23 protein-coding genes and 1 tRNA gene are annotated in these 24988 nt (G+C 65.8%); 8 read left to right on the top strand and 16 right to left on the bottom strand.

The window, feature by feature from the left end:
- Positions 1-9 precede the first annotated feature (9 nt).
- On the bottom strand, positions 10-2250 hold the full coding sequence (locus tag ACSQ12_RS07105) for an acetyl/propionyl/methylcrotonyl-CoA carboxylase subunit alpha (protein ID WP_436064864.1): 2241 nt from the start codon (positions 2248-2250) through the stop codon (positions 10-12).
- Between the two features lie 7 nt (positions 2251-2257).
- Positions 2258-3865 carry a carboxyl transferase domain-containing protein gene (locus ACSQ12_RS07100; protein ID WP_436064863.1) on the bottom strand — a complete coding sequence of 536 codons (1608 nt, stop codon included), beginning with the start codon at positions 3863-3865 and terminating at the stop codon, positions 2258-2260.
- 147 nt (positions 3866-4012) lie between these two features.
- Between ACSQ12_RS07100 and ACSQ12_RS07095 the strand changes: the two genes are divergently transcribed.
- Positions 4013-4708: an SACE_7040 family transcriptional regulator gene (locus ACSQ12_RS07095; RefSeq protein WP_307864435.1), complete on the top strand. Its 696-nt coding sequence runs from the start codon at positions 4013-4015 to the stop codon at positions 4706-4708.
- Between the two features lie 85 nt (positions 4709-4793).
- Here ACSQ12_RS07095 and ACSQ12_RS07090 read toward each other — a convergent pair whose 3' ends face one another.
- The 3 genes from ACSQ12_RS07090 to pdhA are packed head-to-tail and all read right to left on the bottom strand — an operon-like array spanning position 4794 to position 8376.
- Complete coding sequence (locus ACSQ12_RS07090; protein ID WP_436064862.1) at positions 4794-6179, bottom strand: dihydrolipoamide acetyltransferase family protein; 1386 nt, start codon at positions 6177-6179, stop codon at positions 4794-4796.
- Positions 6180-6187: 8 nt separating this feature from the next.
- Complete coding sequence (locus ACSQ12_RS07085) at positions 6188-7198, bottom strand: alpha-ketoacid dehydrogenase subunit beta (RefSeq protein WP_390250876.1); 1011 nt, start codon at positions 7196-7198, stop codon at positions 6188-6190.
- On the bottom strand, positions 7198-8376 hold the full coding sequence (gene pdhA, locus ACSQ12_RS07080; protein ID WP_209746278.1) for a pyruvate dehydrogenase (acetyl-transferring) E1 component subunit alpha: 1179 nt from the start codon (positions 8374-8376) through the stop codon (positions 7198-7200). The genes ACSQ12_RS07085 and pdhA overlap by 1 nt, the downstream gene beginning before the upstream one ends.
- Positions 8377-8572: 196 nt before the next feature.
- On the opposite strand from pdhA, the gene ACSQ12_RS07075 reads away from it, so the two are divergent.
- Together ACSQ12_RS07075 and ACSQ12_RS07070 are read left to right on the top strand one after the other, a co-directional pair.
- On the top strand, positions 8573-9046 hold the full coding sequence (locus tag ACSQ12_RS07075; protein ID WP_011691241.1) for an Lrp/AsnC family transcriptional regulator: 474 nt from the start codon (positions 8573-8575) through the stop codon (positions 9044-9046).
- 361 nt (positions 9047-9407) lie between these two features.
- A complete protein-coding gene (locus ACSQ12_RS07070) occupies positions 9408-9974 on the top strand; it encodes a hypothetical protein (RefSeq protein WP_436064861.1) in 567 nt (188 codons plus the stop codon).
- Between the two features lie 89 nt (positions 9975-10063).
- On the opposite strand, the gene ACSQ12_RS07065 is transcribed toward ACSQ12_RS07070, so the two are convergent.
- Positions 10064-11680, bottom strand: a complete 1617-nt coding sequence (locus tag ACSQ12_RS07065) for a solute symporter family protein (protein ID WP_011691239.1) — start codon at positions 11678-11680, stop codon at positions 10064-10066.
- Positions 11677-12057 carry a DUF485 domain-containing protein gene (locus ACSQ12_RS07060; protein ID WP_028272139.1) on the bottom strand — a complete coding sequence of 127 codons (381 nt, stop codon included), beginning with the start codon at positions 12055-12057 and terminating at the stop codon, positions 11677-11679. Before ACSQ12_RS07060 ends, ACSQ12_RS07065 begins: the two co-directional genes overlap by 4 nt.
- Before the next feature lie 197 nt (positions 12058-12254).
- Between ACSQ12_RS07060 and ACSQ12_RS07055 the strand changes: the two genes are divergently transcribed.
- Genes ACSQ12_RS07055 through ACSQ12_RS07040 form a run of 4 tightly spaced genes read left to right on the top strand, consistent with a single transcriptional unit; the run spans position 12255 to position 16065 of the window.
- Positions 12255-13472 carry a sensor histidine kinase gene (locus ACSQ12_RS07055; protein WP_209746282.1) on the top strand — a complete coding sequence of 406 codons (1218 nt, stop codon included), beginning with the start codon at positions 12255-12257 and terminating at the stop codon, positions 13470-13472.
- Positions 13473-13494: 22 nt separating this feature from the next.
- Entirely contained in the window at positions 13495-14214 is a 720-nt protein-coding gene (locus tag ACSQ12_RS07050) for a LytR/AlgR family response regulator transcription factor (protein ID WP_436064860.1), read from the top strand.
- Positions 14211-14561: a DUF485 domain-containing protein gene (locus ACSQ12_RS07045; protein ID WP_209746286.1), complete on the top strand. Its 351-nt coding sequence runs from the start codon at positions 14211-14213 to the stop codon at positions 14559-14561. Before ACSQ12_RS07050 ends, ACSQ12_RS07045 begins: the two co-directional genes overlap by 4 nt.
- 7 nt (positions 14562-14568) lie before the next feature.
- Positions 14569-16065 carry a cation acetate symporter gene (locus tag ACSQ12_RS07040; RefSeq protein WP_436064859.1) on the top strand — a complete coding sequence of 499 codons (1497 nt, stop codon included), beginning with the start codon at positions 14569-14571 and terminating at the stop codon, positions 16063-16065.
- A gap of 25 nt (positions 16066-16090) precedes the next feature.
- On the opposite strand, the gene ACSQ12_RS07035 is transcribed toward ACSQ12_RS07040, so the two are convergent.
- The 6 genes from ACSQ12_RS07035 to rpsB form a co-directional block, all read right to left on the bottom strand.
- The gene (locus ACSQ12_RS07035) at positions 16091-16675 is read right to left on the bottom strand and encodes a DivIVA domain-containing protein (RefSeq protein ID WP_209746290.1); all 585 of its coding nucleotides are present in this window, start codon (positions 16673-16675) and stop codon (positions 16091-16093) included.
- Between the two features lie 77 nt (positions 16676-16752).
- On the bottom strand, positions 16753-17673 hold the full coding sequence (locus tag ACSQ12_RS07030) for a phosphatidate cytidylyltransferase (RefSeq protein ID WP_209746292.1): 921 nt from the start codon (positions 17671-17673) through the stop codon (positions 16753-16755).
- Positions 17673-18230 (bottom strand): ribosome recycling factor, encoded by a 558-nt coding sequence (gene frr / locus ACSQ12_RS07025; RefSeq protein ID WP_011691231.1) that lies wholly within the window; start codon positions 18228-18230, stop codon positions 17673-17675. The genes ACSQ12_RS07030 and frr overlap by 1 nt, the downstream gene beginning before the upstream one ends.
- Positions 18231-18341: 111 nt before the next feature.
- Positions 18342-19079, bottom strand: coding sequence for a UMP kinase (pyrH, locus tag ACSQ12_RS07020; protein ID WP_209746294.1), 738 nt, complete (start codon positions 19077-19079; stop codon positions 18342-18344).
- Positions 19080-19227: 148 nt separating this feature from the next.
- On the bottom strand, positions 19228-20064 hold the full coding sequence (tsf, locus tag ACSQ12_RS07015) for a translation elongation factor Ts (RefSeq protein WP_011691229.1): 837 nt from the start codon (positions 20062-20064) through the stop codon (positions 19228-19230).
- Positions 20065-20199: 135 nt separating this feature from the next.
- Positions 20200-21084: a 30S ribosomal protein S2 gene (gene rpsB / locus ACSQ12_RS07010; RefSeq protein WP_209746296.1), complete on the bottom strand. Its 885-nt coding sequence runs from the start codon at positions 21082-21084 to the stop codon at positions 20200-20202.
- 452 nt (positions 21085-21536) lie between these two features.
- On the opposite strand from rpsB, the gene ACSQ12_RS07005 reads away from it, so the two are divergent.
- A complete protein-coding gene (locus ACSQ12_RS07005) occupies positions 21537-22055 on the top strand; it encodes a murein hydrolase activator EnvC family protein (protein ID WP_436064858.1) in 519 nt (172 codons plus the stop codon).
- Between the two features lie 36 nt (positions 22056-22091).
- On the opposite strand, the gene ACSQ12_RS07000 is transcribed toward ACSQ12_RS07005, so the two are convergent.
- The 3 genes from ACSQ12_RS07000 to ACSQ12_RS06990 all read right to left on the bottom strand — a co-directional run bounded on the left by ACSQ12_RS07000 (position 22092) and on the right by ACSQ12_RS06990 (position 24930).
- Positions 22092-23282 carry an acyl-CoA dehydrogenase family protein gene (locus ACSQ12_RS07000; RefSeq protein ID WP_436064857.1) on the bottom strand — a complete coding sequence of 397 codons (1191 nt, stop codon included), beginning with the start codon at positions 23280-23282 and terminating at the stop codon, positions 22092-22094.
- Positions 23283-23526: 244 nt separating this feature from the next.
- Positions 23527-23600, bottom strand: a tRNA-Ile gene (locus ACSQ12_RS06995).
- A 133-nt stretch (positions 23601-23733) separates the two neighbouring features.
- Positions 23734-24930, bottom strand: a complete 1197-nt coding sequence (locus tag ACSQ12_RS06990) for a glycosyltransferase (RefSeq protein WP_436064856.1) — start codon at positions 24928-24930, stop codon at positions 23734-23736.
- Between the last annotated feature and the right edge of the window lie 58 nt (positions 24931-24988).

Below are 24988 nucleotides of genomic sequence, written 5' to 3'. Positions count from 1 at the left end.
ATGCGGCGGCTACTCTGCCGCGCCCATGGCGATGACGGATTCTTCCACCGTGTCCTCCGCCTTTGAAGGCTCGGCCGGGACAGCGGGGTGGACCGTGGCAAGAACCTGGTCCGCCTTGACCAGTTCGCCGGGCGTGGCACTGATGTGCACGGTGCCGTCGAGCGGCGCCACGAGCTGGTGCTCCATCTTCATGGCCTCCACGGAGAGTAAAACCTGGCCGGACTGCACGGCATCGCCGTTGCTGACGTTGACGGACACCACGGTGCCGGGCATCGGCGAGCGCACGGCCGGATCAGCGGCGCCTTCCTCGCGCTCGATCGCCGCGAGCGACCGGCCCAGCCGGGCTTCCCGGCTGAGGATCTCCAGCCGGCAGGACCAGCCGTCGTTGCCCAGGAACAACTCATCGGGTGCACCGGGCGCCGGGTTGTCCCAGCTTGGTGTGACGGGGCCGGTATAGACCGGTGCAAGGGAGTACCCGCGGGGTTCACCGTCGAGGGTCAGCACCACGTAGCTCCGCTTGAGGAACTGCAGCGACGCCGTACGCGGGGGCCCGTCGCCGACCGACACGAGGACCGGGCCGTCGGCGACACTGCCTGCCACGCCTACAGTTCCGATGCCGCCACCGGATGTTCCCAGGCTGATGCGCCGGGGAGCGTGAGCGCCGAGGCGCCAACCGTCGCGGCGCTGCCATGGACCTGCCGACGGGACGGGATGGTGTTGCTCCTCCATCGCCACGGCGTACAGTGCGGCAGCGAGCATCTCGAAGTCGCCCGCGCGGCGGAAGGTGAACTCCGGCATCTTGCGTTCGATCAGGCCCGTGTCGAGGCGCCCGGCGCGGACGTCGGCGTCGTTGATCAGAAGCCTCAGGTACTCGACGTTGGTGTCGATGCCCAGCGCCGTGTACCCGGCGAGCGCCTCGTCCAGGGTGTCGAGGGCCGCGGTGCGGTCCGGGCCCCAGGCGATCACCTTGGAAATCATGGGGTCGTAGCTGGATGAGATCTCGAGGCCATCCATGAGCGCCGAGTCCACCCGGACGCGGCCACGGCCTGCCACAACCTCGTTGCGGGCAGGGGCGCTTGGCCGTTGCGCGGGGCCGGGCAGCTCGTCCAGCAGGAGGACATGTCCGGTTGACGGCAGGAAGTTCCGTTCCGGGATTTCGGCGTAGACGCGCGCCTCCACCGAGTGCCCGTTAAGCACGACGTCGTCCTGGCGGACGGTGAGTTCCTCACCGGCGGCGATCCGCACCTGCCATTCGACGAGGTCGAGGCCGGTGACCATCTCGGTGACCGGGTGCTCCACCTGCAGTCGCGTGTTCATCTCCATAAAGAAGAACTCGTCCGGAGCGTTGTCCGAGACCAGGAACTCCACGGTGCCTGCTCCGCTGTAGTTGACGCTGCGGGCGGCGTTGCAGGCTGCCTCGCCGATCCTCGCCCGGACGGCTTCGCCGTCGGGAAGGGATTCCAGCAGCGGCGAGGGGGCTTCCTCGATGACCTTCTGGTGGCGGCGCTGCAGGGAGCACTCGCGCTCCCCCAGGTGGATGACGTTGCCATGGTTGTCCGCGAGGACCTGCACCTCGATGTGGCGCGGGGTGGTGACGAGGCGTTCAAGGAACAACGTGTCGTCGCCGAAAGCGCTGGCTGCGACCCGGCGGGCGGTGGCCAGGGTGGCCTCGAGGTCCTCAGGGCGTTCCACGATGTGCATGCCTTTGCCGCCGCCCCCTGCGGAGGGCTTGATCAGCAGCGGGAAGCCGACGCCGGCCGCAGCTTCGATCAGCTGCGCGTCCGTCATGGCGGGTTCGGCAATGCCCGGAACCACGGGCACGCCGTAACCGGTGACGTGGTTCTTGGACCGGATCTTGTCCCCCATGACGTTGAGGGATTCGACGCCGGGGCCGATGAAGACGATGCCCGCATTTTCCAGGGCACGGGCGAAGTCGACGTTCTCGCTGAGGAAGCCGTAGCCCGGGTGCACGGCCTCGGCGCCGGTCTCGCGGCACGCCTGGATGATGGCCTCGATCTTGAGGTAGCTTTCGGCGGCCGCCGCCGGGCCGATCCGGACGGCGCGGTCGGCTTCGCGCACGTGGCGGGCACCGGCGTCGGCGTCGCTGTAGACGGCCACCGACCGGATGCCGAGCGCGCGGAGGGTGCGGATCACGCGGCAGGCAATCTCGCCGCGGTTGGCGACGAGCACGGTGTTGAACAGCGGTTTCGGTGAAGGCGTTGGCTGCTGGGGTGTTGAAGGAGTAGTCACTGCTGGCTCACATCCGGAACAGGCCGAAGGAGGTCTCCGGCAGCGGGGTGCGGGAGACGACGTCGAGCGCCAGTCCCAGGACGGTGCGGGTGTCCGCGGGGTCGATCACGCCGTCATCCCACAGGCGGGCCGTGGAGTAGTACGGGCTGCCTTGGTCCTCGTACTGCTGCTTGATGGGTGCCTTGAAGGCTTCCTCATCGGCGGCGGACCATTCCTCGCCGCGGGCCTCGTACTGGTCCCGTTTGACGGTGGCGAGCACGCTGGAAGCCTGGTTCCCGCCCATCACGGAGATCCGGCTCGCCGGCCACATCCAGAGGAAACGCGGCGAGTAGGCCCGCCCGCACATGGAATAGTTGCCGGCGCCGAAGGAGCCGCCGATCACCACAGTCAGTTTCGGCACCCTGGCAGTGGCGACGGCGGTGACCATCTTGGCGCCGTTCTTGGCGATGCCGCCCTGTTCGTAGTCCTTGCCGACCATAAAGCCGGAGAGGTTCTGCAGGAAGATCAGCGGGATGCCGCGCTGGTCGCAGAGCTCGATGAAGTGGGCGCCCTTGAGGGAGGATTCGCTGAACAGCACCCCGTTGTTGGCCACGATGCCCACCGGGTGGCCGTGCAGCTTCGCGAAGCCGGTGACCAGGGTGGTGCCGTAGTTCTTCTTGAACTCGTGGAACCTGCTGCCGTCCACCAGCCGGGCGATGACTTCGCGGACGTCGTACTGCGCGTTGACGTCCGTGGGTACGGCACCGTAGAGCTCGTCCGGGTCCGCAACGGGCTCGACGGCGGTGTCCACGTCCCAGGCGGGGGCAGCCGGACGGGGAAGGGTGGAGACGATGTCGCGGACGATCTGGAGGGCATGCTCATCGTTCTCGGCCAGGTGGTCGGTGACGCCGGAGATTCTCGAGTGGACGTCGCCGCCGCCGAGTTCCTCCGCGGTGACGATCTCGCCGATGGCGGCCTTCACCAGCGGCGGGCCGCCCAGGAAGATGGTGCCCTGGTTGCGGACGATCACGGTTTCATCGCTCATGGCAGGCACGTAGGCTCCGCCGGCGGTGCACGAGCCCATCACGGAGGCGATCTGCGGGATCTTTGCTGCGGACATCTTGGCCTGGTTGAAGAAGATCCGGCCGAAGTGCTCCTTGTCCGGGAAGACTTCGTCCTGCTTGGGCAGGAACGCTCCGCCCGAGTCCACGAGGTAGATGCAGGGCAGCCGGTTCTCCAGCGCGATCTCCTGCGCCCGGAGGTGCTTCTTGACCGTCATCGGATAGTAGGTGCCGCCCTTGACGGTGGCGTCATTGGAGATGACCAGTACCTGGCGGCCGTGGACCAGGCCGATCCCGGCGATGACGCCGGCTCCGGGTGAGTCGTCGTTGTACATGCCGTTGGCGGCCAGCGGCGCGATCTCGAGGAAGGGACTGCCGTCGTCGAGCAGGCGGTCGATGCGCTCGCGGGGCAGCAGCTTGCCCCGCGCCACGTGGCGTTCCCGGGACTTCTCCGGCCCGCCCAGGGCCGCCGCGGCGAGGCGCTCCTTCAGCTCGCGGGCCAGCCCCAGCTGGGCCTCGCGGTTCGCGGCGAAGGCGTCGCTTGTCGCGTCCACCTGGCTGGCGATTGTCTCCATTGACTGCTTCCGTTCCCGGACGCCCTGGCGAGGCCGTCCTGAGCGATTCGGTTAGTACCGCATAACTGAGATTTAGGTTAGTCTCTATTAACTGTGATGTCCAACACGCGCCCGCATTGCTAGGATTTGCAGTTCCAAGGAGGAAATGTGCCGATCATCGAGCGCGACGCCGGCAGCCCGGCGGGGCAGCGGGTCCAGACAACGCAGCCCGCCCAGACAACACAGCGCAGCCAGGCAACCCAGCGCAGCCAGGCCAAAGAGAGCCGGCGGCAGGCGTTGCTGTCCTCGGCCGCCACCCTTTTTGCCCTTAACGGCTTCAATCGCGTTTCACTGGAGGACCTGGGTGCCGCAGCCGGAGTCAGCGGACCCGCCGTTTACCGCCACTTCGCCGGCAAGCAGGCCGTTTTGGGCGCTCTGCTGCTCAGCGTGAGCCAGGAACTGCTGGACGGCGGCCGCCGGGTGGTGGCCGACGCCGGCGATCCCGCCGCAGCGCTGGCCCGCTTGGTGCAGTTCCACGTGGATTTCGCCCTGAGCAATCCCGACGTCATCCGGGTCCAGGACCGCGACTTCAGCAATCTCTCCGACGACGACCAGGCCGAGGTCCGCACCCTGCAGCGGAACTACGTGGAGCTGTGGGTTGACGTGCTGCAGGCCCTGCACACGGGCACAGACACCGCTGAACTCCGGATGCGCGCACACGCAGCCTTCGGCCTCATCAACTCCACCCCGCATTCGGTCCGCAGCCACGGCCGGAGGGTTGCGGCCAAGTCCGCCCGGCCGCTGCTGGAGAGCATGGCGCTCGCCGCCCTCCTGGTGAGGGCAAGCCCCGTTCCGGCCGAGTAGGCCGGCACGGCTCTGCCGGCTGCCCGTTCCCCTCGGAACTGACAGCCGGCAGATCGACCAAAGGCCTGGGACCGACCGGGTGCAGCTAGACCATTGCCAGCACCATTCCGGGGTCGGCGAGGATCGCACCGATGTCCGCCAGGAAACGCGACCCCTGTTCGCCGTCGACCAGGCGGTGGTCGAAGGAGAGGCTGAGGGTCATGACCTGGCGTAGTGCCACCTCGTCCCGGTACTCCCACGGCATCTTGCGCACGGCACCCATGGCAAGGATGGCAGCCTCGCCGGGGTTGAGGATCGGGGTGCCGGCATCGATGCCGAACACTCCGATGTTCGTGATGGAGATGGTGCCGCCGGTCAGCTCGGCCGGGCTGGTCTTGCCGGCGCGGGCAGTCTCGGTCAGGGCCGTCAGCGCCGTGGACAGCTCCGTCAGGGACATGCTGTGGGCGTCCTTGATGTTCGGCACGGTCAGTCCGCGGGGAGTTGCCGCGGCAATGCCCAGGTTCACATAGTTGTACTGCACGATCTCCTGGTTGGCTTCGTCCCACCGCGAGTTCAGCGACGGCTGGCGGCGGACGGCGATCAGCAAAGCCTTGGCCACGAGGGTCAGCGGGGTCAGCTTGAAACCCTCAAAAGTCCGGCTGGCCTTGAGTCGGGACAGCAGCTCCATGGTGGGTGTGACGTCGATGGTGAGGAATTCCGTGGCGTGCGGCGCGGTGAAAGCGCTGGACACCATGGCGGCGGCCGTCAGTTTGCGGACACCCTTGATGGGGGTCCGTGTTTCCCGCTCTCCCGCGATGCCGCCTGCGGCGCCGCCCGCGGCCTCCGCCCCGGCCAGGGCCCGGGCTGCAGCGGGAAGGTCTCCCCCGCCCACGAAGTTCCGCACGTCGTCGCGTGTGATCAACCCGCCTGCGCCGGTACCGGCCACCGCCGTGAGCTCCACACCAAGATCCTTCGCCAGTTTCCGTACCGGCGGCGTGGACCGCGGACGCTCGGCGGCGGCCGCAGGAGCTGCACTTGCCGCCGGGGCACGGGTTTCGACGGGCTCAACCGTTGCGGTGGTTTCCGCGGCGGTCGGGCCCGGCGCCGGCTCAACCACCGGCGAAGCGAAGGTGCGGGCACGCCGGGCCGGCCGGCCCGAACCTTCGACGACGGCGCCGTAGCCCACCAGGTTGGGTTCCCGTTTGGCGGTCTCTGCCGCGGCCGGACCTGCTGCGGAAGGGCCGCCGTCGTCGCCTTCAACTTCGAAGGAAACGATCGGCTTGCCGACCTCCACCACGGTTCCCGGCTGCTCGTGGAGGGCGGTGATCACACCGGCGAACGGCGACGGCAGTTCGACGACGGCCTTGGCCGTTTCCACTTCCGCAATGACCTGGTTCAAGGCCACGGTGTCGCCCACAGCAACTTTCCAGCTGAGGATTTCCGATTCCGTGAGCCCTTCGCCGAGGTCCGGAAGCCTGAATTCCTTGATCATGGCAGCGCTCATCCTTCCAGCCCGCTGAGGGAGTTGGGACGGCCCAGGGCACGGTCCACACCGTCGAGGATTCTGTCCAGGCCCGGCAAGTGGTGCATTTCAAGTTTCGAATAGGGGTAAGGGATGTCGAAACCGGTGATCCGGACGGGGGCCGCTTCCAAGTGGTAGAAGCAGCGTTCGGTGATGCTGGCGGCCACTTCGGCTCCGAGCCCGCCCGACTGGCCGGCCTCGTGCGTGATCACCAGCCGTCCCGTCTTGCGCACCGAGGCCTCCAGGGTGGCGAAGTCCACCGGGGCCAGCGAGCGCAGGTCGATGACCTCGACAGAGACGCCTTCATCGGCGGCTGCCAGGGCAGCGTCCTTGGCGGTTTTGACCAGCGGGCCGTAGGCGACGAGCGTCACGTCCTTGCCCTCGGTGACCACGCGGGCCTTTTCCATGGACAGGGCGGTGGCTGGATCGATCGACTCATCCACCTCGCCTTTATCGTGGTAGCGGCGCTTGGGTTCGAAATACAGTACCGGATCGTCCGAGGCAATCGCCTGCTGGATCATGGTGTGGGCATCCTGCGGGTTGGACACGCTGACCACCCGCAGGCCGGACGTGTGGGTGAAGTACGCCTCAGGAGACTCTGAATGGTGCTCCGGGGATCCGATGCCGCCGCCGAAGGGGACGCGTACGGTGATGGGCATCTTGACGGCGCCCTGGGTGCGGTAGTGGAGCTTGGCCACCTGGGACACGATCTGGTCGAAGGCCGGATAGATGAACCCGTCGAACTGGATTTCCACCACGGGCCGGTAGCCGCGGTAGGCCAGGCCGACGGCGGTGCCCATGATGCCGGACTCGGCGAGCGGGGTGTCCACAACACGGTGCTTGCCGAAGTCCTTTTGCAGGCCGTCGGTCACGCGGAAGACCCCGCCGAGCGTGCCGATGTCCTCGCCCATCAGGATGACCTTGGGGTCGTTTTCAAGGGATTTGCGGAGGCCGGAGTTGATGGCCCGGGCAAAGGTCATCTGCGTCATCAGCGAGCACCTTCTTCTGAGTTGGCGGCTGCGGGATCGCCGAAGGACGCCAGGTAGCGGGAGTAGTGGTCCTCCTGGCGGTCCAGCCAGGAGTTGGGGGTGCTGTAAACGTGTTTGAAGATGTCCAGCGGTTGCGGGTCCGGCATGTTGATGCAGCCGGCCCGCATGTCCCTGGCCACGGCGTCCGCTTTGGCGGCCACCCTGGCCTCAAGCTCCTCCGTCAGCAGGCCCTTGCGTTCCAGCAGGCCCCTGACCCGGGCAATCGGATCCTTGGCGGCCCAGTCCTCCAGTTCGTTGGCGTCCCGGTAGCGGGTGGGGTCGTCGGCAGTGGTGTGCGGGCCCATCCGGTAGGTGACTGCCTCTATGAACGTGGGGCCGCCGCCGTGGCGCGCCCGTTCGAGTGCCTCGCGCGTGGCCGCCATCACCGCCAGGACGTCATTTCCGTCCACCCTTATGCCGGGAATCCCGAAACCTGCCGCGCGGTCGGCGATCCTGATGTGGGACTGCAGGCGCACGGGCTCGGAAATGGCCCAGTGGTTGTTCTGGCAGAAGAAGATCACCGGTGACTGGAAGCTGGCGGCGAAGACCATCGCCTCGTTGACGTCGCCCTCGCTCGTGGCGCCGTCGCCGAAGTAGGTGATGGCCACGGAGTCGGCGCCGTCGTTCTGGATGCCCATGGCGTAGCCGGTCGCATGGAGCGTCTGGGCTCCGATGATGATCTGCGGCGTGGCCATGTTGATGGTGTAGGGGTCCCAGCCCGCCGACGCATTGCCCCGCCACACCTTGAGGATGTCGGCCAGGTCCACTCCGCGACAGTAGGCGACGCCGTTCTCGCGGTAGCTGGAAAACACGAAGTCATCGTCCCGGAGCGACCTCGCCGACCCTATCTGGGAGGCCTCCTGGCCCAGCAGCGGCGGCCACAGGCCAAGCTCGCCCTGGCGCTGGAGGGCCGTGGCTTCGGTGTCGATCCGCCGGATGACCACCATGTCCTCATACAGGGAACCCAGCTGCTCATCACTGACATCCCGGACCCAGGCGTCGTACTGCGGATGGCTGACGCGCTCACCGCCGGGAGTGATCAGTTGGACCAGGTCCTCGCCCGCCCCGCCGTGATGTCCTGCACTGTTGTCCGGGCCACCCGCGGCGTTGCCGCCCTGACCCAACTCGTCTGTAAACACAGTTGCACGCAACCTTCATACGTCGTGTCACCGGCACTCCAGGAACTCGTGATCCCCGTGCACGCCAGCCGCCCGGGCGCCGTTGCCCCGGATAATTGTGACCATACTCACAATGCTCATTGGGTACAACCACTGCCCAAAAAACTGAGCATTATGCCCTATATCGGAGCCAACCCCCGTGCTAGCCTTGCGCATTATGCAAGCTTTGGATGGCACTGACACCCGGCTCCTTTCCGCCCTCGCAAAGGACCCGAAACGGACGGTGGTGGCCCTGGCGCAAAAGCTCGGGCTCTCCCGCAACACCGTGCAGGCCCGGATGGCCCAGCTGGAGAAGAAGCACGTCTTCCTGTCCTTTGAGCGGCGGATCAATCCGGCTGCACTGGGGTATCCGCTGATGGCCTTTATCTCCGTCCACGTTCAGCAGCAGAAACTGGGCCAGCTGGCAGTGGACCTGGCCGGCATCCCGGAAATCCTGGAAGGCTACGGACTGACCGGCTCCGCGGACCTCCTGCTGCGGGTGGTGGCGCTGGACGCCGAAGACCTCTTCCGCATTAACGGCAAGATCCTGGCCTGTGAGGGTGTGGACCGGACGGATACTGCGCTCGCCATGGGAGAGCTGATCCCGTTCCGGATCCAGCCGCTGCTCGAGCGCGGCCCCGCCGAGGGGTGAGGGTTCGCTTCCGGCTGAGGCGGCGCGGGGGTTATAGGCTGGGTGGAGTTGAACGAATCGCGGCCGTGAACGGCCCATGCAATCAGGCAGTGGCCAGGCCTGCTGCCGGAAAGGCTTGATCTTGAGCAATCCTCAGGAACCGTCCCAGCCGGCCGAACCGGGCGACGACGGGCGGCGCAGGCGGCAGCCTCCTGCCGTCCCGCCGCACGCGGCCCCTACAGCAGGAGTCCCTGGACAGCCGCCGCTCCCGACGCATGAACCTTCCGGCCAGCAGCCACCCGTTCCGCACTACGGGTCCCCCGAGCAGGGAGTTCCGGGACCGCCGCCGGTCCCCCATTACGGAGAACCGCAATACGGGCAAATGCAGCACGGTCAGCCGCCGTACGCGGCTCCCGGCGCCGGAGACCCGCAATACGGACATCCCCGGTACGGAAGCGCGCCGTACGGCGCTCCTGCAGCCCCCGGACCCTACGGTGTCCCGGGCCAGCAGCCGCCTGCCAGAGGCCGAAAGAAACTGTGGATCATTCTGGGCATAGTCGGCGGTGTCGTGCTCCTCGCGGTGGTGGGCGCGCTGCTGCTGGTCAACCTGGTGGGCGGCGCAACTGCCAAAGCCAAAGGCCTGGCAGAGGATTTCACCCAGCTGGTTATCGCCGGGGACACCGACACCGCCTACGACGACTTCCTTGACCCCGCCCTGCAGGAGAAGCTCTCCAAGGAGGAATTCGCCGCCGGCGTCCAAAGCCTTGAACTGGACGAAACCTGCAAGCCGACATACAACGACTTCAAAGTGAGCACCGAGAACGGCAACAACGCTGCCGACGTCGCCGGCGTCATCAGCTGCGGCAGCAAGGAAGTGGATCTGGCCTACCGCTTCGACGGCAATAAGGACATGAAGATGATCAACATCAAACTCCGCCCGAAGGCCTGATCCCCGGACAGCAAGACACACAACAGGAGCTCCCGTAATTCACGGGAGCTCCTGTTGTGTGTCTCAGCTATGCCAGGGCGGCGCAGGTGTCAGTGGTCGACTGCCTTCTCGGCGCCCACGCCGGTCAGGGAGCGGACTTCCATTTCGGCCTGCTTGGTGGTGTCTTCCAGCTTCTTGTCCAGCACCGAACCCAGCCAGCCCAGCAAGAACGCGAGCGGGATGGAGACGATGCCGGGGTTGCTGAGCGGGAAGATCGCGAAGTTGGCGCCCGGGATCATGGACGTCTTGGCACCCGAGACCACCGGCGACAGCGCGATCAGGATGATCGCTGAGCCCAGTCCGCCGTACATGCTCCAGATGGCGCCCTGGGTGGTGAACTTCCGCCAGAACAGCGAATACACGATGGTGGGCAGGTTCGCCGAGGCTGCCACAGCGAAAGCGAGCGCCACGAGGAACGCCACATTCTGGCCGTTGGCGAAGATGCCGCCGGCGATAGCCAGGAGGCCGATGACCACCACGGTGCGCCGGGCGACCTTGACCTCCGTGTCGGCGTCGGCCTTCCCCTTGGCAATCACGCTGGCGTAGATGTCGTGCGCAAACGATGCCGCCGCGGTGATGGTGAGGCCGGCGACAACAGCCAGGATGGTGGCGAAAGCCACCGCCGAGATGAAGCCCAGCAGCAGCGGGCCGCCGAGGTGGAACGCCAGCAGCGGTGCGGCCGAGTTGACTCCGCCCGGGGCGCCCTTGATGGTGTCAGCGCCGACCAGTGCCGCGGCACCGTAGCCCAGGACCAGGGTGAACAGGTAGAACAGGCCGATCAGCCAGATGGACCAGACCACGGACTTGCGGGCTTCCTTGGCGGTGGGAACCGTGTAGAAGCGCATCAGCACGTGGGGCAGGGCCGCTGTGCCGAGGACCAGCGCCAGGCCCAGGGACATAAAGTCCAGCTTGGAGGTTTCGGTCTTGCCGTACTGCAGGCCCGGGTTGAGCATGTTCGGGTTGCCTGACGTTTCCACCGCTCCGCCCAGCAGGTCGGAGAGGTTGAAGCCGTAGATGGCGAGGACCCAGAAGGTCATCACGGCAGCGCCGGCAATCAGGAGCATGGCCTTGATGATCTGCACCCAGGTGGTGCCCTTCATGCCGCCGATCAGTACGTACATGATCATGAGGGCGCCGACGACGATGATCACCAGTGCTTGTCCGCCCCAGTCGCTGATGCCGAGGAGCAGGGAGATCAGGCTGCCTGCCCCGGCCATCTGCGCCAGGAGGTAGAAGAAGCAGACCGCAAGGGTGGAGATGGCCGCCGCGATGCGCACCGGTCGCTGCTTGAGCCGGAAGGAAAGCACATCGGCCATGGTGAACTTGCCGGTGTTGCGAAGCAGCTCGGCAACGAGCAGCAGGGCGACGAGCCAGGCGACCAGGAAGCCGATGGAGTACATAAAGCCGTCGTAGCCGTTGACGGCGATGGCGCCGGTGATCCCCAGGAACGAGGCCGCCGAGAGGTAGTCCCCGGCAATGGCGGTGCCGTTCTGCGGACCCGTGAAGGAACGCCCGGCGGCGTAGTAGTCCGCCGCCGTCTTGTTGTTGCGGCTTGCCTTGATCACAATGACCATGGTGATGGCCACGAACAGGCCGAAGATGCCCATGTTCAGCAGGGTGGTGTCCTTGAGATCCGCAACGTTTACTGCGGGAACCATGAGCGTCATTTTGTAACCCCGCTGATTTTGTTGCCTTCTTTATCGAACTCGTGGCCCTCGATTTCATGGCGGATTTCGGCCGCGATGGGGTCGAGCCGACGGTTGGAGTAGCTCACGTACCAACCGGTGATGGCGAACGTGGAAACAAACTGCAGCAGGCCCAGGATCAGCCCGATGTTGATGTTGCCCCAGACCTTGGTGGACATAAAGCCGACGGCGTAATCGGCCAGGAGGACGTATGCGAAGTACCAGAGCAGGAACGCAACGGCCATTGGAAAGACAAAGCTGCGGTGACGCTTGCGCAGTTCCTGGAACTGCTTCGTCGATTGGACTTGCTTGAAGTCCACGGACGCCGCTGCGTCCGGAGTTGGGGCATCGTTACCCATCATTCCTCCTCATTGAGACTTGCCGTCCACACCGGCTGCCCCGTCCACCCGCAGACAGTCCCAGCCAATGTGACTGCAATCACTGTCTCCCGTGATGCGGCTTACATCCAGAGAACCCCGCTCCGCCGTCGCTCAGCGGTCCCGATGCTGCGCCAAACGGTGCCCCGCGGCTACGCCGGGCACGCTACGCTGGGCCCATGCCGGACTCCCCCCTGTTCACCGCCGCCGCCATCGCCGTGATCGCGATGGCGATCGCCGTCGTCGTCGGTGTCGGCCTCAAAGTCCTGCGGTCCTTCAGGGAGCTGGGCACGGATGCGGAACGCGCCACCTACAAGACCCTGCACGCGGCGTCGAGGGCCGGCCAGCACCTGCGCACCGGGCTGAACCCCGCGGGCGCGGCCAAAGCCAGCAGGCAGCTCCGCACCATCCTGGGCTGCGATGCCCTGGCCATCACCGACACCTCGGGAGTACTCGCCTGGGACGGCGCCGCCGAGGAATTGAAGCCGTCCCTGATGGGACTGGCGGCCAAGGTGCTCGACGGCGGCCACACGGCAGTGATCCCGGCCGGCGAGATGCAGATGCTCGCCGGTGATACGGCTTCCGGCGCTATCACGCCCGACGTTGAACGCGCCGTCGTCATTGCCCCCATCAAGGCCGGCGCCCGCGTTGTGGGCGTCATTGCCGCGTTCGCCCCGTCGGCGGGCGCCGGACTGGTGCGGGCCACCGGCGAAGTGGCCGACTGGGTGGCAGCCCAGGTTGAACTCGCCGAACTCGACGCCTCCCGGACCCTCCTGATGGAGGCCGAGGTCCGTGCCCTCCGCGCCCAGATCAGCCCGCATTTCATTTACAACTCGCTCAACGCCATCGCGTCCTTCATCAACACGGACCCCGTGCGGGCCAGGGAGCTGGTGGTGGAATTCGCCGACTTCACCCGCTATTCCTTCCGCCGCCACGGAGACTTCACCACCCTTGCCGAAGAGCTCCGCTGCATCGACCGCTACCTGTTGCTGGAGCGGGCCCGGTTCGGCGACCGCGTCCAGGTGAGCCTGCGGATCGCCCCCGAGGTGCTGAGCACGGTCATCCCGTTCCTGAGCCTGCAGCCCCTCGTCGAAAACGCCGTCCGGCACGGTCTGGAGGCCAAGGAGGGCCCGGGCCACATCACCATTGCGGCCAACGATTCCGGCGCCTTCGCGGAGGTCACCATAGAGGACGACGGCGTGGGGATGGATCCCGAACAGCTGCGGTCCATGCTGGCCGGACACAGCGACGGAGACCACGTGGGGCTGCGGAACGTGGATGCCCGGCTCCGCCAGGTCTATGGCGAAGACAACGGCCTGGTCATCGAAACGGCACCCGGGGAGGGGACCCTGATCACCATGCGTGTTCCCAAGTCCCAGCCCGGCCACGACGCCTGAACCGCGGCAGTAGTCTAGAACCATGATTAACGTCCTCGTCGCTGACGACGAGCTGCCCGCCGTCGAGGAACTCGCTTTCCTGCTCGGCCGGGACGGCCGGATCGGGACCATCCACCGGGCCTCGTCCGGCGCCGAGGCCCTGCGCGTGCTCGATGCCGAAACCGTGGACGCGGTGTTCCTCGACATCCACATGCCCGCCTTGTCCGGCCTTGACATCGCGCGGGCCATCTCACGAAGCAGCAACCCACCGGCTGTCGTCTTCGTTACCGCGGACGAGGACTGCGCGCTGGAAGCGTTCGAACTCGCAGCCGTGGACTATCTGCTGAAGCCCGTGCGCGCCGAGCGCCTTGCCAGGTCCGTGGGCCGCATCAGTGAACTCATGAAGGACGGCGCCGCGACACCGGAAATGATCACGGTGGACCTCGGCGGCACCACCCGGATGATCCGGCGCGACGACGTCACGTACGTCCAGGCCCAGGGCGATTACGCCAGGCTGCACACGGCCGATGCCAGCTACCTCATCCGGGTGCCGCTCGCCGACCTCGAGCAGCAGTGGGCCGAGGCCGGATTCATCCGCACGCACCGGTCCTACCTCATCGCCCTCAACCACGTCAGCCACATGAAGCTCGCCGCGGCCCGGCCGACCGTCACCGTGGCCGGGGCCGAACTGCCCATCAGCCGCCGCCACCTGCCGTCTGTCCGGGAGAAACTCGAAACCACCCGGATCCGGCCGCAGGCATGACCCGGGTCAGGGTGACGGCCCCGCGGTCTGCCGCAAAGCCGGTGAGGGATTCGCGCGAAGCCGCCGAGGAGTCCGATGTGGGCCAGGTGTTCGTCCGGTCCCTGATCCGTTCCCAGCTGCGCCTGGCGCTGGTCGTCGCAGCGGGCTTCCTGCTGATCCTGCTGGCTTTTCCGCTCCTGCTGGGACTGGTTCCCGGATTGGCGGAGGCGAAGATCGCGGGAATCCCTTTCGGCTGGCTCCTCCTCGGGGCGGGGATCTACCCCGTGATCGGACTCAGCGCGTGGCTGTACATCCGGACGGCCTCCCGTAACGAGGCCCGCTACCGGGACCTGGCGGAGGGCGGGTGAGGCGGCTGTGAACCCGGTGGTCGGCATTGCGGCCTTCGTGGCGGTTTCCGTGGCCACCGCCGTCATCGGGTTCTACGGGTTGCGGATTTCACGGACCACAGGCGACTTTTACGTGGCATCCCGGACCGTCCGCCCGTGGTGGAACGCTTCCGCGATTGGCGGCGAATACCTTTCGGCCGCCAGTTTCCTGGGCGTGGCAGGACTGGTCCTGCTCTCCGGGACGGATGCCCTCTGGTTTCCCATCGGCTACACGGCGGGGTACCTGATGCTGCTGCTCTTCGTTGCCGCCCCGCTGCGCCGCTCGGGCGCCTATACGATTCCGGATTTCACGGAGGTGCGGCTGGATTCCCGGCCCGTCCGCCGGGTCACCAGCCTGGTGGTTGTGGTGGTGGGCTGGCTTTACATTGTGCCGCAGCTCCACGGCGCCGCCCTGACGATCCGCATCACCACCGGGCTGCCGTCCTGGGTGGGGTCCGTGGCGGTGGTCATCGTGGTCTGCCTGACGGTGGTGGCCGGCGGCATGCGCTCCATCACTTTTGTGCAGGCGTTCCAGTACTGGCTGAAGCTGACAGCCATGGCGGTGCCCCTTGTCTTCATCGCCCTGGTACTGGCCGGCAACGCGGTCCCTTCGGTGGCCGAGGCCAATACCAACCCCACCGGCCTCGCACCGACAGGTCCGTACCAGAACATCTCACTGCTCGTGGCGCTGCTCTTCGGGACACTGGGGCTGCCACACGTGCTGGTGCGGTTCTACACCAACCCGGACGGGCAGACGGCGCGCCGGACCACGCTGATCGTGCTGGGACTGTTGTCCGTCTTCTATCTCTTTCCCACTGCCTACGGGCTGATCGGAAGGATGTTCGCCCCGGGCCTTGCCCAGGGGGGCAGGTCGGATGCGCTGGTCCTGCTGCTGCCGGGCCGGCTGATCGGGGGCCCTGCCGGCGACCTGCTCTCGGCGCTGGTGGTGGCGGGGGCATTCGCCGCCTTCCTGTCCACCACGTCGGGGCTGGTGGTTTCCCTGGCGGGCGTCATCAGCCAGGACGTGCTGGGCGGAAGCGTCCGTGGCTTCCGGCTGGCCGCCCTGATCTCGGCAACCGTTCCGCTGGGATTCGCCTTCATGACGGACTCCCTGGCCTTGGCCGGCAGCGTGGGCCTCGTGTTCGCGTTTACGGCTTCAACGATTTGTCCCGCCCTGCTGCTGGGGATCTGGTGGCGGGGCCTCACGGATGCCGGAGCGATCGCCGGGATGGTGACCGGCGGCGTCCTGTGCGGCGGCGCCCTGGTTGCCGGTGCCCTGTCCGGTCCGGCAGCATCCGGTGCCGCGATGCCGCAGTGGCTGGCACAGCCGGCGGCCTGGACGGTGCCGGCCGCTTTCGCCGTGATGATCGTGGTGTCCCGTGCCACCAGGGGCCGCGTGCCGAGGACGCTCACGAAGGTCATGACCAGGCTGCACACGCCGGAACGTCCGCTGGCCACCGAACGCCAGGGAACCGCCGACCACTAGGGGAACCGGCGAACGTGCGGGAAGATCAGTCGATGGCCGCCATGAGCTCGACGACGCGGTCCAGGAAGGCGTCCACCTGGGTTTCCTCGTAGCCGTCTTTGCCCTTGGCCTGGCGGAAGACGGCGCGGCGGACATTGTCGACGCTGAGCGGCTGGTCGTTCTCGAGATAGCCGATGAGGTCGTGGCACAGGTTGTCAACGTCCACGGTGTTGTAGCTCCGGACCCGGCCGCCCGCCGGCCGGCGGAACCGTTCGCCGTCGGGGCGGTGGAGCCTCCCCCGCAGGAGACCGGACAGCTTGCCGATTTCACGGAGCCAGGCGTCCTCGCCGCGGGCTTCGATGAGCTCATCACGCTCGCGCCGCGCGAAGGCGTCTTCCAGGCGGTCCAGGGCGGCGTCGACACCGGCAGCGGCATAGCCTCCTTTGACCGGATCGAAGCAGACCGCCCTGACATCGGCGCTCTTGATGACCTGTGCGGCAGCTCCCGGATTCTCGAAGGAAACCCGTGCGCGCTGGAGGAACTGGTCCACCTGCTTGGCGTTGTAGCCGTATTCGTTCCGCTGCACGCGGTCAAAAGACGCAGGTATCTGCCGTTGAATGTCCACTGTCACTTTGCTTCCTTCAGTGCTGTTCAGCTGTTTTGCTCCGCACCAGTCTAAGGTGCCGGGATGTTTCCGGGCAGGGCGCCTTAGGCGCCGGAGACAGCTGTGAACAGGATAAACGCCGCCGGAGAGGCGAACACGATTGAGTCCAGGCGGTCCATGACGCCGCCGTGACCGGGCAGGATGCTGCTCATGTCCTTGATGCCGAGTTCCCGTTTGACCATCGATTCGGAGAGGTCCCCGATGGTTGCCGCAGCCACCATGCCCACGGCGAGCACCACACCCACCCACCAGGGCTTGTCCAGCAGGAACAGGCAGGCCAGGACACCCACGGCGATGGCGCCCGCGATGGAGCCTGCGAACCCTTCCCATGATTTCTTCGGACTGATCTTGGGCGCCATGGGATGCTTTCCGAAGGACGCCCCCACCAGATAGCCGAAAGTATCGTTGGAAACCACCAGCAGGAGCATGGTGGCGATCTGCCACGCGCCGTGCGGAACCACTCCACCGGGCCACAGGCCCACCGGCGTCACGCTCCCCACGCCGTGCAGCGGCAGGATCGCGAAACTGATGAAGAAGGGAACCCAGGCCAGCGTAAAGACCCCGGCAAAGATACTGCGGGCAGATCCCGCGGCGCTCTCGATGGTCCGCCACAGCAGCACTGCTACGCTGCTTGCCAGGAGCGCGAACAGCAGGCTTTCCAGTCCGCCGAAGTATGCAGCCAGCGGCATTCCCACGGTGCCCACCATCACCGGGATGATGGGCAAACGGGTGCCGCTGACCTCAAGGGCCCGGAAAATTTCCCAGACGCCGAACACCGCGAAGGTGGTGGTGACCAGGACAAATCCGAGCGGCAGGAACAGGAGACCCCCCAATACGGCGAAAAGCATTGCGAGACCCACCGCCGTGGCGGCCGGAAGGTTCCTTCCGGCCTTGGGCGTCGGGTTGGAGCGTTGCTTCCCCCGGACCCGGACCCTGGGTCCGGGTGCCTGCTGTGCCTGATCCATCAGACCTCGAGCAGCTCGGCTTCCTTGCGCTTGAGCAGATCGTCGATGCCGTCAACGTGTGCCTTGGTCAGGGCGTCGAGTTCCTTCTCGCCGCGCGCTCCCTCGTCCTCGCCCGCTTCGCCGTCCTTGACCAGCTTGTCAAGGGTTTCCTTTGCCTTGCGGCGGATGTTCCGAATGGACACCTTGGCGTCCTCGCCCTTTGCCTTGACGATCTTGACGTATTCCTTGCGGCGTTCCTTGGTCAGCTCCGGGATGGTGATCCGGATGACGTTCCCGTCGTTGGAGGGGTTGGCGCCCACCTCGGAATCGCTAAGGGCCCGCTCGATGTCGCGCAGGGCCGTCTTGTCGAACGGGGTGATCAGGATGGTGCGGGCGTCGGGAACGGCGAACGATGCCAGCTGCTGCAGCGGGGTGGGCGAACCGTAGTAGTCCACCAGCACCCGGTTGTAGAGTCCCGGCGTGGCACGGCCGGTACGGATTGACGCGAAGTCTTCCTTGGCTACCTCGACTGCCTTGTCCATCTTGTCCCCGGCTTCGAGCAAGGTCTCTTCGATCACGGTCTCTCCTCAGAAATTGGTGCATTCCGGCTGGCCGGAGCAATGCACGGTTCGTTCCGTCTTTGCGGCCCGCCCTGCGGGCCGGCCTTCCTCAAATCATCCTAGCCGTTGCTAGGGGGTGACTACGGTGCCCAGCTGCTCGCCGCGGATCGCCCGGGTCACGTTGCCTTCGCCTTCCATGCCGAAAACCACCATGGTGAGGTTGTTGTCCTTGCACATGGTCATGGCGGTCTGGTCCATGACACGGATGTCGCGGCGCAGGGCGTCGTCGTAGCTGAGGTGGTCGAGCTTTTCGGCGTCGGGGTCCTTCTTGGGGTCGGCGGTGTAGACGCCGTCCACACCGCTCTTGGCCATCAGGACGACGTCGGCATGCACTTCCAGCGCGCGCTGGGCAGCCACGGTGTCAGTGGAGAAGTACGGCAGTCCGGCTCCTGCGCCGAAGATCACGACGCGGCCTTTTTCCATGTGGCGGATGGCCCGGCGCGGGATGTACGCCTCAGCGACCTGGCCCATGGTGATGGCACTCTGAACGCGGGTCTCCACTCCCGCCTGTTCCAGGAAGTCCTGGAGCGCGAGGCAGTTCATCACGGTGCCCAGCATGCCCATGTAGTCGGCACGGGAACGGTCCATGCCGCTCTGGGAGAGTTCCGCGCCGCGGAAGAAGTTGCCGCCGCCCACGACGATCGCCACCTCGACGTCGGGAACTGCTGCAGCGATCTGTTTGGCGACTCCGCGGACGGTGTCCGGGTCAACGCCCAGCTTTCCGCCGCCGAAGACCTCGCCGGAGAGTTTCAGGAGGACGCGACGCCGGCTCTTCTCTGACTGGACAGAATTGTTGACGGTTTCCATGGTGCCTTCCCGTAAATGAGCTCTGAGCTAGGTTATCGTGCCCGATGGCCAAAGGTGTCATTTCCCAGGGCCTTATGTGCAGCCCCGAAGGCTGCGGTTGCATGCAAAAGGGGCGGCCACCGAAGTGACCACCCCTTTGCGTGTCTAACTAGGAACCGACGCGGAAACGCGCAAATGCGGTGCCCTTGACGCCGGCCTCTTCGAGGACCTGCGCCACAGACTTCTTGGCATCCTTGGCGAATGCCTGGTCAACCAGCACCTCACCCTTGTAGAAGCCCGTCACGCGGCCTTCCACAATCTTGGTCATGGCTGCCTCGGGCTTGCCCTCGGCCTTGGCCGTTTCCTCGGCGATACGGCGCTCGGACTCAACCAGGTCGGCCGGAACGTCCTCGCGGGTCAGGTAGTTCGGAGCCATGGCGGCGATGTGGACAGCGACGTCGTGTGCTGCGGTTGCAGCTGCTTCGCCTTCGCCGTCAACAGCGAACAGGACGCCGACCTGGGCCGGGAGGTCCTTGGAGGTCTTGTGCAGGTAAGCGTCAACCGTGCCGCCCTCGAGGCGGGAAATACGGCGGACAACAACCTTTTCGCCCAGGATTGCGCCCTCTTCGACGACAACCTCGGACAGCGGCTTGCCGTCAACTTCAGTGGCCAGCAGGGTTTCGATGTCGGCTGCGCCGGACTCGACTGCGACGGCCAGGACCTTGTCGGCCAGCTGGATGAACTTGTCAGCCTTGGCCACGAAGTCGGTCTCGCAGTTAACTTCGATCATCACGCCAACGCCGCCGGCGACCTTGGCAGCAACCAGGCCTTCAGCGGTGGAGCGGCCTTCACGCTTGGTAGCGCCCTTCAGGCCCTTGATGCGGATGATTTCGATGGCCTTTTCGGCGTCACCGTTGGCTTCGTCAAGAGCCTTCTTGACATCCATCATGCCGGCGCCAGTGCGCTCACGCAGAGCCTTGATATCAGCGGCAGTGTAGTTCGCCATGTGAACCCCTCTGTCTAGAAATTTTGTGTGGTGTACGGACTGACAGGACGGCAGCTCACCAAGTGAGCGGCCATCCTGTCAGAAACCCCCGGCACTGCGGACAGTGCCGGGGATGGTCCAGATTTACTTGTCTGCCTACTTGGCAGCGTCGGCTTCGCCGGCTGCAGGCTCGGTTGCCTCGGCAGCTGCCGGGGCTTCCTCTGCGGCGGCAGGAGCTTCTTCTGCAGCGGCCGGAGCAGCAGCTTCTTCAGACTTGCTGCCTTCGAGGAGCTCGCGCTCCCACTCGGCCAGCGGCTCTTCCGGAGCTTCCGTGGTGCCGGTTGCGCGCTGGTTACGGGCGATCAGGCCCTCGGCAACAGCGTCAGCAACAACGCGGGTCAGCAGGTTGACGGAGCGGATGGCGTCGTCGTTACCCGGGATCGGGAAGTCGACTTCGTCCGGATCGCAGTTGGTGTCCAGGATGGCCACAACCGGGATGTTCAGCTTCTTGGCCTCGTCAACTGCGAGGTGTTCCTTCTTGGTGTCCACGATCCAGAGCACGGAAGGTGCCTTGGTCAGGTTGCGGATACCGCCGAGGTTGGTCTCGAGCTTGGTGAGTTCACGGCGAAGGAGCAGCAGTTCCTTCTTGGTGTAAGCCGAGCCGGCGACGTCGTCGAAGTCGATCTCTTCGAGTTCCTTCATGCGCTGGATGCGCTTGGAGACCGTCTGGAAGTTGGTCAGCATACCGCCGAGCCAACGCTGGTTGACGTACGGCTGGCCAACGCGGGTGGCCTGCTCGGCGATGGATTCCTGCGCCTGCTTCTTGGTACCGACGAAGAGAACGGTGCCGCCGTGTGCAACGGTGGCCTTCACGAACTCGTAGGCACGGTCGATGTAGGACAGCGACTGCTGCAGGTCAATGATGTAGATGCCGTTGCGCTCCGTGAAGATGAATCGCTTCATCTTCGGGTTCCAACGACGGGTCTGGTGTCCAAAGTGGACGCCGCTGTCAAGCAGCTGGCGCATAGTTACGACGGGCATGCCGACGCTCCTTCCGGCAGGTCATTCATGAGAGAGCCCATGGCTCTCTTACCCTGCCAATAGTTGACGGTTGATTAGCTTCGCCCAGGCGGGCGTTGCTCCTGGCATCCATTGCACTTCTCATCAGTACCGTTGCCGGTCCTGACCGCAAGAGGCGCAATCCTCCGCAGCCTGAAGCCGGGGCTTCGGAACGGGAGGGCTGGATACGCGTAGTCAGCCGCTGTTCCCCCACACCTCTGAATGAGACGTGCTGACTAGAACGTCCGGAAGGACCAGGCGACCAAGAGGTGGCATGAACCGCCGGCCGGGCATCGTTGAGGGCACAGCAAACTGCTCCGTCAAGTGTACTACAGCGTCCCCGCAGGATCGGACCATTTTCAGGCCTCCCCCGTTTGTCCACATAGCGGCGCCGGGACCTTCCGGCCCGGACTCCGGGATCGCAGGCTGGGGTGATGAAAACCCGAGCCATCCCGGCCGCCATCCTGCTCTCCGTTTCAGCCATCGCGCCGGCCTCCGGCGCGGTCGGAACGCCGGGTGCGGCCACTGTGCCCGGCAGCTGGGCCTGGCCCCTGGCACCCAAGCCGGCAGTAGTACGCGCCTTCGATCCCCCGGACAAGCCGTGGATGAGCGGACACCGCGGGGTGGACCTCCGAACAGCGGCCGACGGCGCCCCGGTCACCGCACCGGAGTCGGGAACCGTCTCGTTCGTGGGCGTCGTCGTGGACCGGCCCGTGATCACCATCGATCACGGCAACGGCCTGCGCAGCAGCTTCGAGCCGGTTGAGAGCAGCCTCTCGAGCGGGGCTGCGGTGTCACGAGGGGATGTCATCGGAACGGTGGCGACCGGCCATTGCGGGTCGGTGCCGTGCGTGCACTGGGGCGTGCGCCGCGGCGAGGAGTACATTAATCCGCTCTCCCTGGTGACAGACCTGCGGCCCTCCATCCTGCTTCCCGTGGGTGGACGGGGTTGAGGGCGGAGGGCCGCAGGGGCACAGGATCCGGACCGGCTACACGATCGCCGAAATCCCGGTGATGGCGCGCCCCGTCACCAGGGTGTTGATCTCGTGGGTGCCTTCATAGGAGTAGATCGCTTCGGCATCAGAGAAGATCTTGGCCATCTCGAAGTCTGTGACAATGCCGTTGCCGCCGAGGAGACTGCGGCCGATGGCTACGCTTTCGCGCATCCTGGCCGTAGTGAAGGCCTTGGCCAGGGCCGACTGCTCGTCCTTCGCCTCGCCGGCGTCTTCAAGCTGGGACAAGCGGACCATCATGCCCATCGAGCTAACTGCGTTGCCAAGAATCTGGACGAGCTGGTTCTGGACGAGCTGGAAGGAAGCGATGGGCCGGCCGAACTGGCTGCGTTCGACGGCGTACCGCCGGGCCACGTCGAAGGCTGCCAGCTGCTGGCCGACGGCCTGCCAGGCGACAGCGAGGCGAGTCACCTTCAGGACCTTGTTCGTGTCCCGGAAACTGTTCGCATGGGCGAGCTTGAAGAAGTCCGGCACCACGACGTTGTCGAGCGTGATGTCGGCATTCTGGACGGTCCGAAGCGAAATCTTGTTTTCAATCTTGGTGGCGCTGTAACCCTCGGTTTTAGTGTCAACCAAGAAGCCCTTGACCTGGTTGTCGGCTTCGTCACGGGCGTAGATGACCACCCAGTCGGAGAAGGTGGCGTTGCCGATCCAGCGCTTGGCGCCGTTGAGGATCCAGTTGCCGCCCTCACGGCGGGCAGTGGTGCGGGTGCCGCCGGCAACGTCGGAACCGCCCAGCGGCTCGGTCAGGCCGAAGGCACCGATCTTTTTCAGCGAGTAGATGTCCGGCAGCCAGGCCTCCTGCTGCTCCTGCGAGGCGAGGGCTTCGATGGAACCGGTAAACAAGCCGTCGTGCACACCCAGGAAGGTGGCGATGGAGGTGTCCGCACGCGTGGCTTCGGCATGCAGGATGCCGGCGAACAGGTTGGAGTAGCCCTGGCGCCGGACGGGGCTGACCAGGTCGATCTCGGCCAGCTTCGGGATCAGGTCCATCGGGAACTCGGCCCGGTTCCAGCAATCGACGGCGATCGGCTTGACCTCACGGTCCAGGAACTCGCGGACCTCGGCCAGCCGGTCGCGTTCCTTGCCGCTGAGCATCTGCTCGAACGCGAAGAAGTCGCCGTCGGCGTACGGCAGGTTATTGATGTCGATTGCAGCTTTGGACATGTTGTTCCTTCACGTGTGATCAGCAGCGACCAGAAGACGCGGGCGTCGCCGCGGCGGGTTAAGTTACTGATGAGTAACATACCGCAGCGGAGTGTGGCGGGCAAGCGGACCAAGGGCCTTGCCCGCCCGGCGCGGCAAACAAAAAAGAGCCGTGGCCGATGTCTGAACATCGGCCACGGCTCCCTGGATGGGGCCCAATCGGCATACGCGCCCGGCTCCGCAAGCCGGTCGCTGTAACTTCTTGTAGGGCTACTCGGACTTGAACCGAGGACCTTAGGATTATGAGTCCCGCGCTCTAACCAGCTGAGCTATAGCCCCGTGCGCCCCGCGGACGGCCGGCTCCGCAGGGAGCCGCGGCAGATCCGGGGCAAAAACACTCTAGCAATAGTATTCGCCTGTTACGCGCACCAGCACCCCGGCGCCGGCGGCATGGGGTGGCAGGGCGAGGAGATTACATCACTTTGTCGTCGTAAGTGGCCCCGCGGTAGAGATCTTCAAACGTCTGCAGCGTTCCCTGGATACTATGCGGCTCCACCATGCAGCGGCTGGCCTTGCCCATCGCGGCAAGGTCCTCGGCCGGAAGCTCCAGGACCCGCGTGATCTTGGCGGCGAGGTCGTCACTGTCATTGGGGGTAAAGAGGTATCCGTTTTCGCCGTCGCGCACCAGGTGCGGCAGCGCCATTGCATCGGCCAGCAGCACCGGGGTGGAAGCGGACATGGCCTCCAGCGTGACCAGGGACTGGAGCTCAGCTGTTCCCGGCATGCAGAAAAGGTCCGCCTTGATGTAGGCCTCGCGCAATTCGGCGTCGCTGGCCAGGCCCAGGAACTTCACCCGCGATTCCAGTCCCAGCCGCGCCACCTGCGCTTCGAGGGCGGCGCGGACCTCGCCTCCGCCGACGATCTCCAGGTGGACATTCAGCTCAGCCGGGGTCTTTGCCACCGCATCGATGAGGATGTCGACGTGCTTCTCCTCGGCGAGGCGGCCTGCGAACAGCACCGTGGGATACGGGTGCCGCTCGATGACCTCCCCCTCGCGGAGTTCATAGGCAGCCGAATCAATGCCGTTGGAGAGCGGCAGGACCTTGCGCAGGAAGGCGTGCTGGTGCATGGCCTTGGCGGCGAGCGGCGTGGGCGTGGTGACGACGTCAGCCCGGCCCATCACCTTGCCCATGTCCTTCCAGGAAATGCGTCCCACGATGTCCTTGAACCACTGCGGAAACGGCAGGAAGGGGTTCAGGTTTTCCGGCATGAAGTGGTTCGTGGCGATGATCCGCACGCCGCGCCGCTCGGCTTCGTAGAGCACATGCTCGCCGATCATGTAGTGGCTCTGGATGTGCACCACGTCCGGCTTGACACGGTCAAACAGGAGGCTGATTTCCTTCTTGATCTCCCACGGGAACGTGATGCGGAAGTACTCGTGCGTGGGCACTGAATGGGAGCGGATCCGGTGCACGGCGCCCTCTGCACGGAACTCGGTGAAGCTCTTGCCCTTGTCCGGCCGGCACGCAAGCACATGGACGTTGTGTCCGCGTGCGGTCATTCCCTTGGCCAGCCGGTATCCGAATTGCGCGGCTCCGTTGACGTGGGGCGGGTAGGTGTCCGCAGCAATCAGGATGGTGAGTGGTTGCTGGCTGTCGGGCAAGGTCACGTGGAGAGCTCCTGGTGGTCACGGTGCGGTCAGCGCTGCTGTGGCGGCCGGCTGGCCC

Origin of the sequence: Arthrobacter sp. LjRoot14, assembly GCF_964253905.1 — a bacterium.
Classification (GTDB): domain Bacteria; phylum Actinomycetota; class Actinomycetes; order Actinomycetales; family Micrococcaceae; genus Arthrobacter.
Note: the sequence above shows the minus strand (reverse complement) of the source record. Positions and strands in the feature narration are given on the sequence as shown.

Excerpts from the sequence above, each read along its gene's own strand:
- ACSQ12_RS07100 (WP_436064863.1), bottom strand. The coding sequence starts at position 3,865 with ATGGAGACAATCGCCAGCCAGGTGGACGCGACAAGCGACGCCTTCGCC.
- ACSQ12_RS07090 (WP_436064862.1), bottom strand. The coding sequence starts at position 6,179 with ATGATCAAGGAATTCAGGCTTCCGGACCTCGGCGAAGGGCTCACGGAA.
- ACSQ12_RS07085 (WP_390250876.1), bottom strand. The coding sequence starts at position 7,198 with ATGACGCAGATGACCTTTGCCCGGGCCATCAACTCCGGCCTCCGCAAA.
- ACSQ12_RS07075 (WP_011691241.1), top strand. The coding sequence starts at position 8,573 with ATGCAAGCTTTGGATGGCACTGACACCCGGCTCCTTTCCGCCCTCGCA.
- ACSQ12_RS07070 (WP_436064861.1), top strand. The coding sequence starts at position 9,408 with ATGCAGCACGGTCAGCCGCCGTACGCGGCTCCCGGCGCCGGAGACCCG.
- ACSQ12_RS07065 (WP_011691239.1), bottom strand. The coding sequence starts at position 11,680 with ATGACGCTCATGGTTCCCGCAGTAAACGTTGCGGATCTCAAGGACACC.
- ACSQ12_RS07060 (WP_028272139.1), bottom strand. The coding sequence starts at position 12,057 with ATGGGTAACGATGCCCCAACTCCGGACGCAGCGGCGTCCGTGGACTTC.
- ACSQ12_RS07055 (WP_209746282.1), top strand. The coding sequence starts at position 12,255 with ATGCCGGACTCCCCCCTGTTCACCGCCGCCGCCATCGCCGTGATCGCG.
- ACSQ12_RS07050 (WP_436064860.1), top strand. The coding sequence starts at position 13,495 with ATGATTAACGTCCTCGTCGCTGACGACGAGCTGCCCGCCGTCGAGGAA.
- ACSQ12_RS07045 (WP_209746286.1), top strand. The coding sequence starts at position 14,211 with ATGACCCGGGTCAGGGTGACGGCCCCGCGGTCTGCCGCAAAGCCGGTG.
- ACSQ12_RS07030 (WP_209746292.1), bottom strand. The coding sequence starts at position 17,673 with ATGGATCAGGCACAGCAGGCACCCGGACCCAGGGTCCGGGTCCGGGGG.
- pyrH (WP_209746294.1), bottom strand. The coding sequence starts at position 19,079 with ATGGAAACCGTCAACAATTCTGTCCAGTCAGAGAAGAGCCGGCGTCGC.
- tsf (WP_011691229.1), bottom strand. The coding sequence starts at position 20,064 with ATGGCGAACTACACTGCCGCTGATATCAAGGCTCTGCGTGAGCGCACT.
- rpsB (WP_209746296.1), bottom strand. The coding sequence starts at position 21,084 with ATGCCCGTCGTAACTATGCGCCAGCTGCTTGACAGCGGCGTCCACTTT.
- ACSQ12_RS07005 (WP_436064858.1), top strand. The coding sequence starts at position 21,537 with ATGAAAACCCGAGCCATCCCGGCCGCCATCCTGCTCTCCGTTTCAGCC.
- ACSQ12_RS07000 (WP_436064857.1), bottom strand. The coding sequence starts at position 23,282 with ATGTCCAAAGCTGCAATCGACATCAATAACCTGCCGTACGCCGACGGC.